Raw genomic sequence first — 17,835 nt, 5'->3', positions numbered from 1 at the left:
CCTCCGGGCGGGGTCTGGCGTTGCGCCCCCCCGCGGCACGGGCGAAGAGTTCGCGTTTTCGCGCGTGCCGCGCTTGAGGGACGTGGGTCCAGGAGGTGACCGCGCGTGTCCTCTAGTGTCGGGCGTTCACCTGTCGCCGACAGGAACCCATCCTGCCTAGCGTGACCATGTGCTGTCACGACGTTGCAAAGCCAACGTCGTGCAGCGAGCGACGGCGATCGAGGCAGGGACACAACCATCCCCGACTGACACCGTACGGCCGCAACGATGCGCCTTGTTCTCCGCAGGAACGCGGGCCATCGGGCGAGCCGTTCCAGGAACTCGGCGCGCGGGCCGCAACCCGGCATCGGCGACTGCGGTGGGATCGCCGCCTACTCGATCGGTTCAGTCGGCTTCCGCGAGCTCGGCCTGATCGAGGAAGCCCACCGGTGTGCACGTCAAATACGCTGCTAGACGGTGACCATGTGTCGACACGGGGGGTGCCGTGATGGTCGGTGAGAAGTTCGGCCGGTATCGACTGGACGCGTTGATCGGCCGCGGGGGGATCGGTGAGGCCTCCCCGCCGCCACGGCGACGCAAGAAGATCATCGCGGCGCTGATCGGGGTCGTCGCGATCGGGGTCGTCGCGATCGGGCTGCTCATCTCCCGCCCGGACCCGAACCTGGTCGAGGAAGGCCCGGTCCCGGCAGACCTGTTCCCGCTCAAGCAGGAGTTCGGCAGCCAAGAGTTGGCCAACGGCCAAGGCGCACTGCTCGCCGTGCGCACCGTTGCCACCGCGCAGCTCGACGGCCGCCCGATCATCGTCTCCGCCAGCGACGACGGAACGATCCGGGTGTGGGATCTTGCCACCGGTGTGCCGATCGGCGCGCCGTTCACCGGCCACACCGAGCGCATATTCGCGGTGGTCATCGCGGAGTTGGACGGCCGCCCCGTCGTCGTCTCCGGCAGCAGGGACAAGACCATCCGGATCTGGGACCTGGCCACCAGGGCACCGATCGGCCAGCCCCTCACCGGTGCTCCGATCGGCCAGCCCCTCACCGGTAACACCTGGGTATACGCGGTGGCCATCGCGCAGCTCGACGGCCGCCCGGTCATTGTCTCCGGCATCGACGAGGACATCCGGGTGTGGGATCTGGCTACCGGTGTCCCGATCGGCGCGCCCCTCACTGGCCACACCGATTGGGTTTACGCGGTGGCCATCGCGGAGCTGGACGGCCGCCCCGTCATCGTCTCCGGCAGCAGGGACAAGACCATCCGGATCTGGGACCTGGCCACCGGCGCCCCGATCGGCGCGCCCCTCACCGGCCACACCGAGGGCGTTAACGCGGTGGCCACCGCGCAGCTCGACGGCCGGGCGGTCATCATCTCCGGCAGCTCGGACGCCACTGCCCGAGTGTGGGACCTGGCCACCGGCGCCCCGATCGACGCGCCCCTCACCGGCCACACCGAGGGCGTGTACGCCCTGGCCACCGCGCAGCTCGACGGCCGGGCGGTCATCATCTCCGGCAGCTCGGACGCCACTGCCCGAGTGTGGGACCTGGCCACCGGCGCCCCAATCGGCGCGCCCCTCACCAAGCACTCCCAGTTGGTGCACGCGGTGGCCACCGCGCAGCTCGACGGCCGGACGGTCATCATCTCCGGCAGCTATGACGCCACTGTCCGGGTGTGGGACCTGGTCACCAGGGCCCCGATCGGCCCGCCGCCCACCGGCCACACCGACACCGTGTACGCGGTGGCCGCCGCCCAGCTGGACGGCCGCACAGTCATCATCTCCGGCAGCTATGACAAGACCATATGGGTGTGGGACGTCGCCACCGGCGCCCCGATCGGCATGCCCCTCACCGGTCACACCGGCGGAGTCTCGACGGTGGCCGTCGCGCAGCTCGACGGCCGGACGGTCATCGTCTCCGGCAGCTGGGACGGGACCATCCGAGTGTGGGACCTGGCCACCAGGGCCCCGATCGGCCAGCCCTTCACCGGTCACACCGGCGGTGTCTCGACGGTGGCCGCCGCGCAGCTCGACGGCCGCGCGATCGTCATCTCCGGCAGCTCGGACGGGACCATCCGAGTGTGGGACCTCGCCACCAGGGCCCCGATCGGCCAGCCCCTCACCGGCCACACCGGCTACGTGTCGGAGGTGGCCACCGCCCAGCTCGACGGTCGGACGGTCGTCATCTCCGGCAGCGAGGACGAGACCATCCGGGTGTGGGATCTCGCCACCGGCGCCCCGATCGGCCAGCCCCTCAGCGGCCACACCCACCCCATAGTCGCGATGGCCACCGCGGAGCTCGACGGCCGGACGGTCATCATCTCCGGCAGCGACGACGAAACCATCCGGGTGTGGGAGCTGGCCACCGGCGCCCCTATCGGCCAGCCAGTCACCGCCCGGGTGTTGGCGGTGGCCACCGTGCAGCTCGACGGCCGTCCAGCCATCGTGTCCGGCAGCTGGGACGAGACCATCCAGGTGTGGGATCTGGCCACCAGGGCACCGATCGGCCAGCCCCTCACCGGCCACACCGGCTACGTGTACGCGCTGGCCACCGCCCAGCTGGACGGCCGCCCGGTCATCATCTCCGGCAGCGAGGACGCGACCGTCCGCGCATGGGGATCTTGAGTTGGTCGCAAGGATCGGGTGGCGCTGTGGTGTGCACCGCGCGGATGCGGGAAGGGCACCGCGCGCACGGCCGCATCCGCACCTGGCGGGAACGCACTCCTGGTCTGTGACAGGCACCCGCGACCGGTGATCTTTGTGACTCTGTCTTAGGCAACGGGGGCTGTTCCCCCAGGGAACACGAAAGGGCGAGGCCGGTTCGCGCTTTTCGCGGGTGTGTCTCGTGTCTGGTCGATCATCAGGCGGTTCGAGACCTGTGGCCGACGGAACCTCGCAGGGAGGTGGGACCTGGTGATGCGAGACGGGGGGTCCGGGGGGCGGAGCCCCTCCGGGCGGGTCTGGGGGCTGCGCCCCCAGAGAGAACCCGAAACGCCCCCTGGCCCGCGCTTTCCGCGGGCAGGGGGCGCCTAGGGCGTGGAGGTGCCGGGAATCGAACCCGGGTCCTCCGTCACTTCACGAGGGCTTCTCCGTGCGCAGTCCGCTCTGCCTCTACTCGGATCCACCGGTCACGCGGACGAGCCGGTGTGACGATCCCAGTCGCTGTTTGATGTTCCCGTCCGCCCCGCGACCGGGCGAACGGGTGAGTCCCCTAGCTGATGCCGGGCTCCGGGTCGGGAACGCACCCGGGCCGACAGCTCCTCAGTGGATCAGGCAGCGAGGGCGAAGTCGCCCTGAGACTGCTTAACCTGAGCCGGAGCAGTGCGCATATCAGCGGCACTTGTTGTTTTGCGACGCATGGTTAACGAGATCATCGTCGCCTTCCTCGGCACGCTTCCCCTCGATCCGCATCCGGAGTCGAAACCGTTCACCCCCTTCTGCGCCCGGCTGTCGGGCACCGTACGAGTGTAACGCCCGTACACCCGTCGTTCATCCCGGTTCCGACGATCGGCGTCGCCGCAGGAGGCGGCTGGCGAGGGCGCGGCCCGGCTCGTGCCGGTCCCGGTCGTGGTCGCCGGTGCGTTGCGCGGGCACCATCGGCCCGTGAGAGGCCGGTTCGACGGCGGGGAATCCCCCGCTGCAGCTCGGCCCGTGCCATCCAGCACCGCGCCGGTCGGTCCCGAACGGCAGGTCATCGGCGTGCGCGGGCTGGTCGGAGATGGCGGCTTCGATGCGCTGTTGCTCACGTCGGTAGTGCCTGGTGTGCGCGGCGAGGATCGCGGTCATCGCGATCACGACGAGCACCACGAGAACGACCACGATTGTCAGCGCCATTGCCATCCCAGGGTGTACCCACTGCGCGGGACCGGCAATCGGGCCGGGTCAGAGGCCGAGTAGCCGGGACGGCGCCGTGTGGAGGACCGAGCGGAGGAACGGTGAGCCGAGGCGCGGCTCGGCCGCGGCCCACTCCGCGACCGCCCGCACCTGCTCCGCGTACGGGTAGGGGATGTTGGGGAAGTCCGAGCCGAAGACCACGCGATCGGCGACGTCGGCGAGGCGCGCGGGCCAGTCGGCGGGCAGCTGGGCGAACTGGTTGCTGAACGCGGTGCCGACCATCGTGGTGTCGAGGTGGACGCCCTCGTAGCGGTGTACGAGGTTGAGCGCCACGGTGTAGTCGGGCATCCCGGCGTGCGCGAGGACGGCGCGCAACCGGGGATGCTCGGCGAGGACCTCGCCGAAGACGTCGAGGCCGGTGTGCGCGCCGGGGATCGGCCCGTGCCCGCAGTGGATGACGACGGGCACGCGTGCATCGGCGAGGAGCCCCCACGCCGGCCGGAGCAGTGGATCGCGCGGGTCGAAACCGCCGACCTGGACGTGCACCTTCACCACCCGGGCGCCTGCATCGACGGCGGTGCCGAGGTATTCGGCGACGTCCGGTTCGGGGTAGAGGGTGGTGGTGGGTACGGCGTCCGACGTGGTGCGGGCGAACTCCGCGACCCACTCGGTGAGCCAGCTCGCCATGCCCGGCTTGTGCGGGTAGACGAGCGGCGCGAACGTCTGCACGCCGAGCTTCCGCAGCGTGGCGACGCGCTCCGGCTCGGGCGTGCGGTACTGGATCGGCCACGGCGTGCCGTAGTGCGTGGCCGCCTGGTCGAAGTACGCCCACACCTTCTGCAGCATGCGCTCCGGCAGGAAGTGCACGTGGACGTCGACGATGCCGGGCACGCCGAGATCGGCGAGGAACCGCGGGACGTCGTCGTCCGACTCCGGTGGGTCCGGAACCGTCACCGCAGCTCCCGCGCCCTGCCCTTGACCGCACGCCCGTACGCCCGTTGGATCTCCCGGTCGGCGTCGCGCTTGGCGAGGTCGGAGCGCTTGTCGTAGGCGCGCTTGCCTCTGGCGAGCGCCAGCTCCAGCTTGACCTTGCCGTCGCTGAAGTACAGCGACATCGGCACGAGCGTGAGCCCACCCTCGCGGATCTTGCCGATCAGCCGCTCGATCTCGCCGCGGTGCAACAGCAGCTTGCGGGTGCGCCGGGGCTCGTGGTTGGTCCAGCTGCCCTGCGTGTACTCGGGGATGTGCAGGCCGCGGAGGAACACCTCGCCGTCGTCGATCGTGGCGAAGGAGTCGACGAGGGAGGCGCGGCCCAGTCGCAGGCTCTTCACCTCGGTGCCCATCAGCGCCACACCGGCCTCGTAGGTGTCGAGGATGGTGTAGTCGTGTCGCGCCCTGCGGTTCTGCGCGATCACCTTGCGCCCCGTCTCCTTCACCTGTCCAGCCTACGCGGACGGGCGGGTCGAGGGCTCGCGGTTAGAGCCGCACGTACATCCGCAGCGTCACGTACCCGGTGACCGCCGCGATCCCGCCGCCGAGCATCACGAGGATCGGGGCGACCCAGCCGATGTCGGCGAGCTCGACGGGCGGCACCACACCGTTTGCCACGATGCCCGACAGCAGCTGGTCGATGAACAGGTACTTCCCGGCCAGCAGCCCTGCCACCGCGATGAGGGCGCCGACCACGCCGGTGACCACCGCCTCGATGAGGAACGGCAGTTGCGTGTACCAGCGGGTGGCGCCCACGAGACGCATCACGCCCACCTCGGTGCGCCGGGTGAACGCCGAGACCTGCACCGTGTTGGAGATCAACAGCAGGGCCGCGATCGCCTGCACGAGGGCGAGCGCGAAGGTGACGTCGCGGAAGCTGCCGATCATGTCGAACAGCTTGGCGACCACCTCGCGCTGGTCGATCACGTTGCGCACGCCCACCTGGCCCGTCATGGCCTGGCGGACGGCGTCGGCGCCCGACGACTGGTCGGCGAGCCGCACCCGCAGCGTGGCCGGCAGCGACTGCGGTCGGGCCACCTCGGCGAGCGCCTGCCCGGCGAACAGCTCCTGGAAGTGCTCGTAGGCCTCCTGCTGGCTCTGGAACCGCACGGAGTCGACGAGCGGCGAGCGTTCGAGCGTGTCGCGAAGGCCGGTGCAGATCGGCTGGCTGCAGTCGGGGTCGGCGGCCGAGACGTCCGCGGTGAGGGTCACCTGCACCTCGAAGCGATCGCTGTAGAGCTGCTCGGTGCGGTCGATCGTGCGCACGGCGAGCAGCCCGGTGCCGACGAGGCCCAGCGAGATCGCGGTGGTCAGCACCATCGCGATCGTCATCGTGACGTTGCGGCGCAGGCCGGTGAAGACCTCGCGGGCGACGAAGTCGGAACGCACGCGCTACCGCCCCACGCCGTAGACGCCGCGCGCGTCGTCGCGGACGACCGTGCCCAGGTGGAGCTCGACGACGCGGCGGCGCATCGAGTCGACGATCGAGTGGTCGTGGGTGGCCATGAGGACCGTCGTGCCCGTCCGGTTGATCCGCTCCAGTAGCAGCATGATGTCCTGGCTGGTGTCGGGGTCGAGGTTCCCCGTCGGCTCGTCGGCGAGCAGCACCTGCGGCCGGTTGACGAACGCCCGCGCGATCGCGACGCGCTGTTGCTCGCCGCCGGACAGCTCGTGCGGCATGCGGTCGGCCTTGCCGGTGAGGCCCACGAGGTCGAGCACCTCGGGCACCACCTTGCTCACGGTGTTGTGCGACTTGCCGATCACCTCGAGGGCGAAGGCGACGTTCTCGCCGACGGTCTTGTTCGGCAGCAACCGGAAGTCCTGGAACACGCACCCGATGCGCTGGCGCAGCTTGGGCACGCGCCGCCGCGGCAGCTTCGCGACGTTCATGTCCGAGACGAAGATGTCGCCCTTGGTGGGCACGTCCTCGCGCAGCAACAGCCGCAGGAACGTCGACTTGCCCGAACCTGACGGGCCGATGAGGAAGACGAACTCGCCCTTCTCCACCGACATCGACACCCGGTCGAGAGCCGGGCGCGTCGAGGTCTTGTACAGCTTGGTGACGCGTTCCAGGCGGATCACGACGCGGAAGGTTACTCGTGGGTCGGTGCTACCCCGTTACCCGACCCGCCCAAGCCGGCTTACTCGACCGCTGGAACGTTGGGCGGATTACGCGTCGGCGGTGGCGTGGCTGCGGCGCCAGCGGATGCCGGCCTCGATGAAGCCGTCGATGTCGCCGTCGAGCACCGCCGACGGGTTGCCGACCTCGTGCTCGGTGCGCAGGTCCTTGACCATCTGGTACGGGTGCAGCACGTAGGAGCGCATCTGGTTGCCCCACGAGGAGCCTGCGTCCTTCAGCGCGTTCATCGCCGCCTTCTCCTCCCGGCGGCGCTGCTCCAGCAGGCGCGACTGCAGCACCCGCATCGCGGCCGCCCGGTTCTGGATCTGCGACTTCTCGTTCTGGCAGGACACCACGATGCCGGTGGGCAGGTGCGTGATCCGGACGGCGGAGTCGGTGGTGTTGACGCTCTGCCCGCCGGGGCCGGATGACCGGAACACGTCGATGCGGATCTCGTTCTCCGGGATGTCGACGTGGTCAGTGGTCTCGGTGACCGGCAGGACCTCCACGCCGGCGAACGACGTCTGCCTGCGGCCCTGGTTGTCGAACGGCGAGATGCGCACCAGCCGGTGGGTGCCCTGCTCGACGGAGAGGGTGCCGTAGGCGAACGGGGCGTGCACCTGGAACGTGGCCGACTTGATGCCCGCCTCCTCCGCGTAGGAGGTGTCGAGGACATCGACCGAGTAGTCGTGCCGCTCGGCCCAGCGCAGGTACATGCGCATGAGCATCTCGGCGAAGTCGGCGGCGTCCACCCCGCCCGCCTCGGAGCGGATCGTCACCAGCGCCTCGCGCGGGTCGAACTCGCCCGACAGCAGGGTGCGCACCTCGAGCGAGGCGACCTCCTCGCGCAGCTTGGCCCGCTCGGCGTCGGCGTCGGCGATGGCGGACTGGTCGCCCTCGTCCTCGGCCAGCTCGTAGAGAATCGGCAGGTCCTCGAGGCGGCGGCGCAGGTCGTCGAGGCGGCGCAGGTCGCCCTGGGCGTGGGCGAGCCGGCTCGTGACCCGCTGCGCTGCCTCGGTGTCGTTCCACAAGTCGGGCTGGCCGGCCTGGTCGGAGAGGTCGGCGATCTCGGCGCGCAGCGCGGGGAGGTCGGTGACCGCCTCGATGTTCTCCAGGGTGGCGGAGAGGTCCTTGATGTCCGCGGCGACGTCGGGGTTCACAACGCTCCAGGTTACGCCCCGACTACTCCGGAATGGCGTCGAGGAGCTTGAGCACGGCCCGGACGTGCGCCACCGCGAAGTCGGCCGCCGCCTTGCGGTACGGGTCGCGCTCACTGCGCGCCGCGGCCCTGGCGATCGCGAGCCGCTCGGTGTAGGCCTCGCGGCTGGTGCGCACGAGCTCGGCCCGCTGCTTGGCGCTGAGTGTCCTGGCGTGCAGTAGGCGCAGCACCAGCGGGCTGCGCAGGCTGTCGGCACCCCGGCCCGCCGCCACCCACGCCCGGAAGGCCCGCTTGCCCTTGGCCGTGAGCACGTACTGCTGCGACGCCCGCGGCCCCTGCTCCCCCTTCTCGAGCAGCCCCGCGGCGGCGAGCGCCGGCAACTCCCGGTACACCTGGCTGCGCGTGACGGAGAAGAAGGCGCCGAACCGCTCCGCGGCGGCCGCGACGAGCTGCCCTCCCGACATCGGGCCCTCGTGCAGGAGGCCGAGCAGCGCGGCTGCGGTGGCGTTCACGGCGGGTGCTCGCGGGGCCGGCATGCGGGTCACCGTGCCATCCGGGGCGGCGGATCGCCACGACCGTGTATCGCCGTGTTACGAGACGTCACAACTCGCGGGTACTTCACGGCGAGCTCACAGACGTCGCCCCAAGGTTCCCGCCAACATCCCGGCGAGCGAGGATGGACGCCCGATCAGACCCGCCCGGCGTAGGCAAGGAGACGCATGGTCCGGTTCCTGGTGCGCCGTCTCCTCAACTACATCGTGCTCTGCTTGGTCGCCACGTTCCTCGCCTTCAGCCTCGCGGCGCTGACGTTCGATCCGCTGGCGAACTTCGCCGAGCGCACCCCACCGCCGCCTGCCGCGGTGATCGAGGCGAAGCGGGCCGAGCTGCGGCTCGACGAGCCCATCCCGCAGCGGTTCGCCGGCTGGCTCGGCGACGTCGTCCGAGGCGACTTCGGGACGACGGTGACCGGGGTACCGATCGCTGACCAGCTGTTCAGCCGCGTCGGCGTGAGCCTGCGACTGTTCCTCGTCGGGACGGTGCTCGGCGTCGTGACGGGGGTGATCGTCGGGGTCGCGAGCGCGGTGCGGCAATACCGCTTCGGCGACTACGTCGCCACATTCATCTCGTTCCTCGTGCTGTCGACCCCGGTCTTCGTGCTGGCCCAGCTGCTCAAATTCGGCGGCCTCCAACTCAACGAGGCTGCGGGGACGACGATCCTCTACTTTCAGGGCGAGGTGACACCGAGCTTCCAGGGCAGCGCGTTGGCCGAGCTGGTCGACCGCCTGCAGCACCTCGTGCTCCCCACGCTCGCCATCGCGCTGGGCCAGATCGCCTACTACAGCCGCTACCAGCGCAGCGCGATGCTCGACGTGCTGAGCAGCGACTTCCTGCGGACGGCACAGGCCAAGGGCCTCACCCGCCGCCGCGCCCTGTTCACCCACGGCCTGCGCACCGCGCTCATCCCGATGGCTACGCTCTTCGCATTCGGATTCGGGCTCCTCGTCACCGGAGGCGTGTTCACCGAACGCATCTTCGGCTGGTTCGGGATGGGCGACTGGCTGGTCTACGGCGTACAGCAGCAGGACACCAACATCGTCGCGATCGTCACGCTCTTCGTCGCGGTGCTCGTCCTCATCTCCGGCTGGCTGTCCGACGTCCTCTACGCAGCGCTCGATCCGCGCATCAGGATCAGGTGAGCGGCATGTCAGCACCGGTCGACAGCTCCACGCCCATCGGGCAGCCGGCCGAGCTCGCCACGGCACAGCGGTCCTCCCGCGGCCGTCTCGTCGCGCGCCGCTTCTTCCGCAACTGGCAGGCGCTGCTGGGACTCGCGTCGATCGTGCTGCTGTTCGCGCTCGCCTATCTCGGCCCGCTGGTGAACCACTGGGGGTACGACCAGCTCGACTACACGGCGTTCCTGCAGGCGCCGTCCGTGGAACACTGGTTCGGAACGACGCAGGTCGGCGCGGACGTCTTCGCGCAAACCATGCGCGGACTGCAGAAGTCGCTGGTCATCGGCCTGCTGGTCGGTGTGATCTCGACCGGTCTCGCGGCGGTGGTCGGCGCGGCGGCAGGCTACTTCGGCGGGTTGGTCGACCGAGCCCTGATGTGGCTCGTGGACCTGCTCCTCGTCCTGCCGTCGTTCCTGATCATCGCCATCCTCTCCCCCAGCTTCCGCGGCGACACCTGGCTGATCTTCGTCGTGCTGCTCGCCGCGTTCGGCTGGATGATCACGGCCCGAATCGTGCGCGGCATGACGCTCTCGCTGAGGGAGCGGGAGTTCGTCAAGGCCGCTCGGTTCATGGGTGTGCCGCCGTGGAAGATCATCTTCCGGCACATCGTGCCGAACATGTCATCGCTGCTGATCATCGACGCCACGATCACCGTGGGCTCCGCCATCCTCGCTGAGACCGGCCTGTCGTTCTTCGGTTTCGGGGTGCAACCACCCGACGTGTCCCTGGGCTCGCTGATCGCCGCGGGGACCGACTCCGCGCTGACCTACCCGTGGCTGTTCCTCTTCTCCGCGGGCTTCCTGGTGATGGCGGTGCTGTCGGTGAACCTCGTCGGCGACGGCCTGCGTGACGCATTCGATTCCAGCTCCCAGCGCGCACCCAAGGACGGATGATGAGTCGCGCGGAGCCCTTGTTCGAGGGCGCCCCGGTGGCAGCGGCCGAGCCCGTGCTGGCCGTACGGGACCTCACCGTGTCGTTCCCCAGCGAGGCCGGCCGGGTCGAAGCCGTCCGCGGGCTGGACTTCGACCTCGCGCCCGGCGAGGTGCTCGGGATCGTCGGGGAGTCGGGATCCGGGAAGTCGGTGTCCTCGATGGCGGTGATGGGGCTCCTGCCCGGCCAGGCGCGGGTCACCGGCTCCGTGCGGTTCCAGGGAGTCGAACTGCTCGGCAAGCCGGACGCCGAGCTCTCCCGCGTCCGCGGCCACAAGATCGCGATGGTCTTCCAGGACCCGCTGTCCGCGCTCACGCCGGTCTACACGGTCGGCGACCAGGTCGCCGAGGCACTGCGGATCCACCGGCGCGGCATGTCGGCGTCCGCGGCACGGGCGCGGGCGGTGGAACTGCTCGACCTCGTGGGCATCCCGAACGCCGCCGCACGAGCCCGCGCTTTCCCGCACGAGTACTCAGGCGGCATGCGGCAACGCGCGGTGATCGCCATGGCCATCGCCAACGACCCGGATCTGATCATCGCCGACGAGCCGACCACCGCGCTCGACGTCACAGTCCAGGCGCAGGTGCTCGAGGTGTTGAAGACCGCACGGGCTGTGACCGGCGCGGCGATCATGCTCATCACCCATGACCTGGGCGTCGTCGCGGGCACCGCCGACCGCGTCATGGTGATGTACGCGGGCCGCGCCGTGGAGACCGCGCCCGTCGACGAGCTGTTCGCACGCCCGCGGATGCCCTACACGCTGGGCCTGCTGGGCTCGCTCCCCCGGCTCGACGCGGACGAGCGACGGCCGCTGGTCCCGATCGACGGGCAACCGCCCGCACTCACCGACATGCCGGCAGGCTGCCCGTTCTCGCCGCGCTGCCCCCTCTCCGTCGACCTCTGTCGCGAAGTCGAACCAGACCTCGAACCCGTCGCCGGCCACTCCCACCACACGGCCTGCCACCGCAGCAGCGAGCTCGAACGACGCGACGCCGCCGACGTGTACGGAGCGGAGCCGGTGCCGGGGCCACCCGAGATACCGCGCGAGCGGCGCGAGTCGGTCCTGCGGGTCGACGACTTGATCAAGCACTATCCGGTCACGACCGGCATGGTCTTCCGCCGAAGGGTCGGCACCGTGCACGCCGTCGACGGGGTCGGATTCGACATCCGGGCAGGCGAGACACTCGGCCTCGTCGGGGAATCGGGCTGCGGGAAGACCACGACGCTGATGGAGATCCTCGGGCTCGAGGCACCCGAGCGCGGAAGGGTCGAAGTGCTCGGCCGCGACGTCCGTACGTTGACCGCGAAGGACCGCACGGCACTGCGGCGGGACGTCCAGGTGGTGTTCCAGGACCCGATCGCCTCGCTCGACCCGAGGATGCCGGTCGGCGACATCCTCGCCGAACCGCTCGTCACGCACCACGTGCCACGGGATGAGGTCCGCCGACGGATCCCCAGGCTGCTGCAGCTCGTAGGCCTGCGGCCGGAGCATGCGAGCCGCTACCCGGCGGAGTTCTCCGGTGGGCAACGGCAACGGGTCGGCATCGCGCGGGCACTCGCGCTCGAGCCGAAGCTCCTGATACTGGACGAGCCGGTGTCGGCCCTCGACGTCTCCATCCAGGCCGGTGTCGTCAACCTGCTCGAGGAGCTGCGGGTCCGGCTCGGGCTCGCCTATCTGTTCGTCGCCCACGACCTGTCGGTCGTGCGGCACATCGCCGATCGCGTCGCCGTGATGTACCTCGGGCGGATCGTCGAGATCGGCGACGTGCGCACGGTGTTCCGGACGCCCGAGCACCCGTACACGCAGGCGCTGCTCTCGGCGATCCCGGTGCCGGACCCCGCAGTCGAACGTTCCCGCGAACGCATCCTGCTCACCGGCGACCTGCCCAGCCCCGCCGAACCGCCGTCGGGGTGTCGCTTCCGCAGCCGGTGCTTCCGCTACGCCGCGCTGAGCGCCGCCGATCGGCAGCGGTGCGAGAACGACGACCCCCGGCTGGAACCCCCGCCCGGCAAGGCTCACGACACGCACGACCACGAGGTGGCGTGCCACTTCGCCGCACCGCACGCGGTGTTGTGACGTTGCACTTTGAAACATGGCCGCCTGAATTGCCGTTCCGAATTGCCGTTGCCGTGACAGGAAGGACCGTCCCGATGCGCATCCGGTCGACGACCGTGACGGTGGGCGCGCTCGTCGCCGCCACCGCGCTGGTGCTGAGCGCCTGTGGCGGCGGATCGGGCGGAGGCGGCACCCCGGTGGTGGCACCCGACCAGCAGCAGCAAGGCCAGAACGAGATCAACCCCGTGCCGCGCGACCAGATCCCGGACGGTGGCGACCTGCGCTGGCCGCTCGACCAGCTCCCGGACAACTTCAACCGCAACCAGGTCGACGGCACGCTGGGGGTGAACAGCGACGTCATCTCGGCGTTCATGCCCGGCGCCCACCGCACTCTTCCCGACGCGACGGTCGAGGTGGACACCGATTACTTCACCTCGATCGAGCTGACGTCGAGCGAACCGCAGACCATCACCTACACGATCCGGCCCGAGGCCACGTGGGACGACGGCACGCCGATCACCTGGCGCGACCTGCAGGCCCAGTGGCAGGCGCTGAACGGCAGCAACCCGGCGTTCCAGGTCGCCTCGACCACCGGATACGAGGACATCGCTTCGGTCGAGCGCGGGGTGGACGACAAGCAGGCCGTCGTCACGTTCACCCGGGTGTTCAGCGAGTGGCGCAGCCTCTTCAGCCCGATCTACCCGGCGTCCACGAACACCGACCCGGCCGTGTTCAACAGCGGTTGGATCAATGCCGTGCCCACCTCGGCCGGGCCGTTCCGGCTGGAGAGCGTCGATGCGACGGCGCAGACGATCACGCTGGTGCGCAACGAGAAGTGGTGGGGTGACCGGGCGAAGCTCGACCGGATCATCTTCCGAGTCGTCGAGCGCGGGGCCATGCCCGACGCGCTGGCCAACAACGAGATCGACTGGTACGCGATCGGCTCGGACGTCAACCTGTTCGCCCGCGCGCAGTCCATCCCGGGCACCGAAATCCGGCAGGCTGTCGAGCCGCGGTACAACCACATCACTTTCGGCGGCGCGCCCGGCTCCCTGCTGGCGGACGCGGCACTGCGCCGCGCGGTCGCGCAGAGCATCGACCGCCAGACCATCGCCCGCGCGCTGATCGGCCAGATCGCCCCGGAGACCACCCCGCTGGGGAACTACCTCTACGTCCAAGGATCGAAGGACTACGTCGACCACGCGCAGGCAGTGACCTTCGATCCGGCAGCCGCGACCGCGACACTCGACCGGCTCGGTTGGACATCCCCCGGCCAGGGCCAGGTCCGCACGAACAACGGGCGCCCGCTCACCCTGCGACTCGTCACCGATGCAGGTAACCCGATCACCGAGCGAATCACGGCGCTGATCCGGGACCAGCTCGCCAACGCCGGCATCGGTGTCGAGCTCGTGCAGGCGGCCGCAGGTGACTTCTTCGACCAGTACGTCACACCGGGCAACTTCGACATGATCACGTTCGGCTGGGAAGGCACCCCGTTCCCCGTCACCTCGACCCGCAACGTCTACTCGACGTCGGGCGAGCAGAACTACGGCCATATCAGCACCCCCGAGATCGACGCCCTGTACGACCAGGCGATCCGCGAGCTCGACGACGCGCGGCGGGTCGAGCTGGGACAGCAGATCGACGAGCTGCTCTGGCAGGAGATGCCGCAGTTGCCGCTGTACCAGTCCACCGGCGCTTACGCCGTGCGCAGCACGCTCGCGAACTACGGGGCGAATGGCTTCGCCTCCGTCGACTACGCCGACATCGGCTTCGTCGGCTGAACAACACGAGGAGAACGATGAGGACCCGTTCGCGCCGTCTCGCGGTGGGCGCCGTCGCCATGGCGTTGCTGCTGACCGCATGCGGTGGAAGTGGCGGCGGCGACGGCACCGGCGGGCTCGCCGGGATCGAAGAGCAGCAGCGGGGTGTCAACGACATCAACCCGGTCGCCCGTGAGCAGGTCCGCGACGGCGGCGACCTCCGCTGGCCCTTGGACGCGATCCCGGACAACTTCAACATCAACCACGTCGACGGAAACCTCCTCGACAACCGCGACATCGTTGAAGCCCTGATGCCCGGCGCCTTCGTCCGCGAAGCCGACGGCAGCGTGAGCCTCGACGAGGACTACTTCACCTCGATCGAGCTCACCTCCGCCACTCCGCAGGTCGTGACCTACACGATCAACCCGGCGGCCACGTGGGGCGACGGCACGCCACTCACGTGGCGGGATCTGCAGGCGCAGTGGCAGGCGCTGAACGGCACCAATCCGGCCTACCTACCGGCCGACACCGCCGGCTACGACAGCGTGGCCTCGGTGGAGCGGGGCGTCGACGACAAGCAGGCCGTGGTCACGTTCGCCAGCCCCTACGCCGAGTGGCGCGCGATGTACGAGCACATCTACCCGGCGGCCACCAACGCCGACCCGGAGGCGTTCAACCGGGGCTGGTTGACGTCGATCGGCACGACGGCGGGCCCGTTCCGGGCCGAGACCGTCGACACCACGGCTCAGACGATCACGCTCGTGCGCAACGAGAGGTGGTGGGGAGAGCCTGCGAAGCTGAGCCGCATCATCTACCGGGTCGTCGAGCGAGGCGCGCTCGCCGACGCCCTTGCCAACAACGAGATCGACTACTACCGCATCGGGTCGGACGTCAATTTGTCCGCCCGCGCGCGGGGGATCCCGGGTGTGGTCGTGCGGCAGGCCGTCGAGCCGCTCTTCAACCACATCACGTTCAACGGCGGGCCGGGCGCCATCCTGTCCGACCCTGCGCTGCGGCGAGCCATCGTGCAGGGCATGGATCGCCAGGCCATCGCGAGTGCGCTGGTCGGTCAGATCGTCCCGAGCATCGCGCCCCTCAACCAGTTCATCTTCGTGCAGGGGTCGGAGAACTACGTCGACCACGCCCAGGGCGTCGCGTACGACCCTGCCGCCGCTAATGCCGCGCTCGACGCGCTGGGCTGGGTCTCGCCGGGCGAGGGCCAGGTCCGCGCGCGGAACGGGCAGCCGCTGAACGTGCGCTACGTCGCGACCGCGGGCAACCCCATCAGCGAGCGGATCGTGGCCATCACCTCGCAGCAGCTGCGGGCGATCGGAGTGGGCGTCGAGGTGATCCCGGCGGCGTCCCCGGACCTGTTCGACCAGTACGTGACGCCCGGCAACTTCGACATGATCGGCTTCGCCTACTCCGGCTCGCCGTTCCCGATCACGGACAGCCGCGAGGTCTTCGTCTCGGGCAGCGAGTCGAACGTGAGCCGCATCAACACCCCGGAGATCGACGCGCTGTTCGCGCAGGCCAGCGCCGAGCTGGACGATGTGAAACGCATCGAGCTCTGCCAGCGGATCGACCAGGCACTGTGGGAGCAGATGCCGCTCGTGCCGCTGTACCAGGCCACCGGCGCCGTCGCGGTGCGCGGCACGCTGGTGAACTTCGGCGCCAAGGGCTTCGCCGACCTCGACTACACCGAGATCGGCTTCACGGGCTGACGTGAGCCGGGCCCTGCGGTACGGGCTGGTCACGTCCGGGCTCGTCCTCGCCGTGTGCGCCGTGCTCGCCGTCGTCGCGGGAACGGCGCTCGCGGCCGCCTCCCAGCGGCTCTCGACCCTCACCGGGCGGACGGTGGGCACGATCAGCGCGGTCGACGGCAGCCGGGTCGAGGTGCGCTGGACGCCGGAGCACGGCACCGAGCGGACCGACCTCGTCGAGCTCGCCGGCTCCGCGCCCCCGGTCGGCACCCGCACCGAGGTCGCCTACGACCCGGCCGCACCAGGCACGCCGCTGGTTCCGGGTGCGGCCGTCCTCGCCGACGCGGACAGCGAGCTCGGCACCCTCTACCTGGCCGGAACGGTCGCCGCAGTGGTGGTCGTCGTGGGCGGCTGGCAGCTGCTGAGCCGCAGGCAGGCGGCCGCGCGCACGGGGCGGAGCCTCACCGTGCGCCGCGTGCGGGTCCAGTCCGGGCTCGTCGCACGCAGCTGGCTGGAGACCGAGACGGCGCCCCACATGTGGATCCCGGTCCACTTCGACCCGGTGCTCGTCGGACTCCGCTCGCCCGCCACCGTGCGGGTGCACGGCGACCCGCTGCACGATCGCCTCGTCGCGGTGGACGTGGACGGGCAGATGCTCCACCCGTCAGGGCCGGTCCGGGCGCGGGAGCCCCGTGGGCGGCGCACTGACAACCCGGCTGCGCCGGACGAGTCGACGATCGAGCGGATGGCCCGCCTCGCCCGGCTGCACCGGCAGTTCCGCGCGGACCTCCCGCTGCTGCTCCCGGCCCCCTTCGTCGCGCTGCTCTGGACCTACATCGACGGTGGGGGCATCGGCACCTGGTCCGGGACGACCGCCCTGCTCGCCGCTTCGGGCCTGTGGTTCGCCGCGCTCCGCGGCTCTGACCCGAGCTGACGCGGAACCACACTTCGCCCGCTCTGACACCCCGACTCGCGTGCATCGAGAGCGCGACTCGCCCGCACTCAAAGCCCGACTCGCGGAACTTCTGGCGCGCCTGCCCGCTCAGAGGACCGTGATGCCGTCGATCCGCCACGAGCCGTCGTCGTGGACCACCGAGATCTCCAGCTGGCTCGCGCCGGACGTGTGCGTGCCGTCGCCCTGCAGGATCTGCTGATCGACGAAGACCAGCACGGTTGCCCGGTCGTCGCGCAGCTCGACGACTCCGACTGACCGGACGGCCGTGCTGAGCACCGTCCTGCGCTCCGGCGCCCGCCGCTCGACCTCGGCGAACAGGGCCTCGTACTGCTCCACGGCCGCCCCGACGAGCAGCTCCCTGGCGGCCTCGCGGGTGCGGGCGGTGTCGCGGTACTCGTAGGAGAAGACGGTCTCGACCGCCTCGGTCACGCCGTCGATCACCGCCTCGGTCCCCGCTACGTCGGTGAGGGCGTGGTTGGCGGCGGCTCCGTCCGTGCGCAGCTGGTACGTGGCCGCGCCCGACCACAGCGCCAGCACGGTGGCGAGGACCGCGACCGCGGCGAGAACGGCGGTCGGCACCCGCTTGATCAGCGATTCGATCACG

At 70.2% G+C, this 17,835-nt stretch carries 15 protein-coding genes and 1 other RNA gene; 7 read left to right on the top strand and 9 right to left on the bottom strand.

Annotated features, from left to right (window positions below):
- Positions 1 to 487: 487 nt before the first annotated feature.
- A complete protein-coding gene (locus K1T35_RS06550; RefSeq protein WP_220259267.1) occupies positions 488 to 2,614 on the top strand; it encodes a WD40 repeat domain-containing protein in 2,127 nt (708 codons plus the stop codon).
- A gap of 409 nt (positions 2,615 to 3,023) precedes the next feature.
- Here the strand turns inward: K1T35_RS06550 and ssrA are convergent.
- The 8 genes from ssrA to K1T35_RS06510 form a co-directional block, all read right to left on the bottom strand.
- Positions 3,024 to 3,424, bottom strand: a transfer-messenger RNA (tmRNA) gene (gene ssrA / locus K1T35_RS06545).
- 54 nt (positions 3,425 to 3,478) lie between these two features.
- Complete coding sequence (locus tag K1T35_RS06540) at positions 3,479 to 3,823, bottom strand: hypothetical protein (RefSeq protein WP_220259266.1); 345 nt, start codon at positions 3,821 to 3,823, stop codon at positions 3,479 to 3,481.
- Positions 3,824 to 3,871: 48 nt separating this feature from the next.
- A complete protein-coding gene (locus K1T35_RS06535; RefSeq protein ID WP_220259265.1) occupies positions 3,872 to 4,777 on the bottom strand; it encodes an amidohydrolase family protein in 906 nt (301 codons plus the stop codon).
- Positions 4,774 to 5,259 carry an SsrA-binding protein SmpB gene (smpB, locus tag K1T35_RS06530; protein WP_220259264.1) on the bottom strand — a complete coding sequence of 162 codons (486 nt, stop codon included), beginning with the start codon at positions 5,257 to 5,259 and terminating at the stop codon, positions 4,774 to 4,776. Before smpB ends, K1T35_RS06535 begins: the two co-directional genes overlap by 4 nt.
- A 40-nt stretch (positions 5,260 to 5,299) precedes the next feature.
- Positions 5,300 to 6,202 carry a permease-like cell division protein FtsX gene (gene ftsX, locus K1T35_RS06525; RefSeq protein ID WP_220259263.1) on the bottom strand — a complete coding sequence of 301 codons (903 nt, stop codon included), beginning with the start codon at positions 6,200 to 6,202 and terminating at the stop codon, positions 5,300 to 5,302.
- A gap of 3 nt (positions 6,203 to 6,205) precedes the next feature.
- Positions 6,206 to 6,895 (bottom strand): cell division ATP-binding protein FtsE, encoded by a 690-nt coding sequence (gene ftsE / locus K1T35_RS06520; RefSeq protein ID WP_220259262.1) that lies wholly within the window; start codon positions 6,893 to 6,895, stop codon positions 6,206 to 6,208.
- Between the two features lie 87 nt (positions 6,896 to 6,982).
- The gene (prfB, locus tag K1T35_RS06515) at positions 6,983 to 8,092 is read right to left on the bottom strand and encodes a peptide chain release factor 2 (RefSeq protein WP_220259261.1); all 1,110 of its coding nucleotides are present in this window, start codon (positions 8,090 to 8,092) and stop codon (positions 6,983 to 6,985) included.
- 22 nt (positions 8,093 to 8,114) lie between these two features.
- Positions 8,115 to 8,627, bottom strand: coding sequence for a helix-turn-helix transcriptional regulator (locus tag K1T35_RS06510; protein ID WP_220259260.1), 513 nt, complete (start codon positions 8,625 to 8,627; stop codon positions 8,115 to 8,117).
- A 183-nt stretch (positions 8,628 to 8,810) separates the two neighbouring features.
- On the opposite strand from K1T35_RS06510, the gene K1T35_RS06505 reads away from it, so the two are divergent.
- The 6 genes from K1T35_RS06505 to K1T35_RS06480 all read left to right on the top strand — a co-directional run bounded on the left by K1T35_RS06505 (position 8,811) and on the right by K1T35_RS06480 (position 17,210).
- Positions 8,811 to 9,788, top strand: a complete 978-nt coding sequence (locus K1T35_RS06505) for an ABC transporter permease (protein WP_220259259.1) — start codon at positions 8,811 to 8,813, stop codon at positions 9,786 to 9,788.
- Between the two features lie 5 nt (positions 9,789 to 9,793).
- A complete protein-coding gene (locus K1T35_RS06500) occupies positions 9,794 to 10,717 on the top strand; it encodes an ABC transporter permease (protein ID WP_220259258.1) in 924 nt (307 codons plus the stop codon).
- A complete protein-coding gene (locus K1T35_RS06495; protein ID WP_220259257.1) occupies positions 10,717 to 12,831 on the top strand; it encodes an ABC transporter ATP-binding protein in 2,115 nt (704 codons plus the stop codon). The genes K1T35_RS06500 and K1T35_RS06495 overlap by 1 nt, the downstream gene beginning before the upstream one ends.
- Before the next feature lie 74 nt (positions 12,832 to 12,905).
- The gene (locus K1T35_RS06490) at positions 12,906 to 14,594 is read left to right on the top strand and encodes an ABC transporter family substrate-binding protein (protein ID WP_220259256.1); all 1,689 of its coding nucleotides are present in this window, start codon (positions 12,906 to 12,908) and stop codon (positions 14,592 to 14,594) included.
- A gap of 17 nt (positions 14,595 to 14,611) precedes the next feature.
- Positions 14,612 to 16,297 carry an ABC transporter family substrate-binding protein gene (locus K1T35_RS06485; RefSeq protein WP_220259255.1) on the top strand — a complete coding sequence of 562 codons (1,686 nt, stop codon included), beginning with the start codon at positions 14,612 to 14,614 and terminating at the stop codon, positions 16,295 to 16,297.
- Position 16,298: 1 nt separating this feature from the next.
- Positions 16,299 to 17,210: a DUF3592 domain-containing protein gene (locus K1T35_RS06480; protein WP_220259254.1), complete on the top strand. Its 912-nt coding sequence runs from the start codon at positions 16,299 to 16,301 to the stop codon at positions 17,208 to 17,210.
- A 108-nt stretch (positions 17,211 to 17,318) separates the two neighbouring features.
- Here K1T35_RS06480 and K1T35_RS06475 read toward each other — a convergent pair whose 3' ends face one another.
- Positions 17,319 to 17,834, bottom strand: a complete 516-nt coding sequence (locus K1T35_RS06475; protein ID WP_220259253.1) for a hypothetical protein — start codon at positions 17,832 to 17,834, stop codon at positions 17,319 to 17,321.
- Between the last annotated feature and the right edge of the window lies 1 nt (position 17,835).

This window comes from Pseudonocardia sp. DSM 110487, from assembly GCF_019468565.1.
In the GTDB taxonomy this organism is placed as follows: domain Bacteria; phylum Actinomycetota; class Actinomycetes; order Mycobacteriales; family Pseudonocardiaceae; genus Pseudonocardia.
The sequence above is the reverse complement of the archived record's forward strand: the minus strand, read 5'-3'. Positions and strand labels throughout refer to the sequence as shown.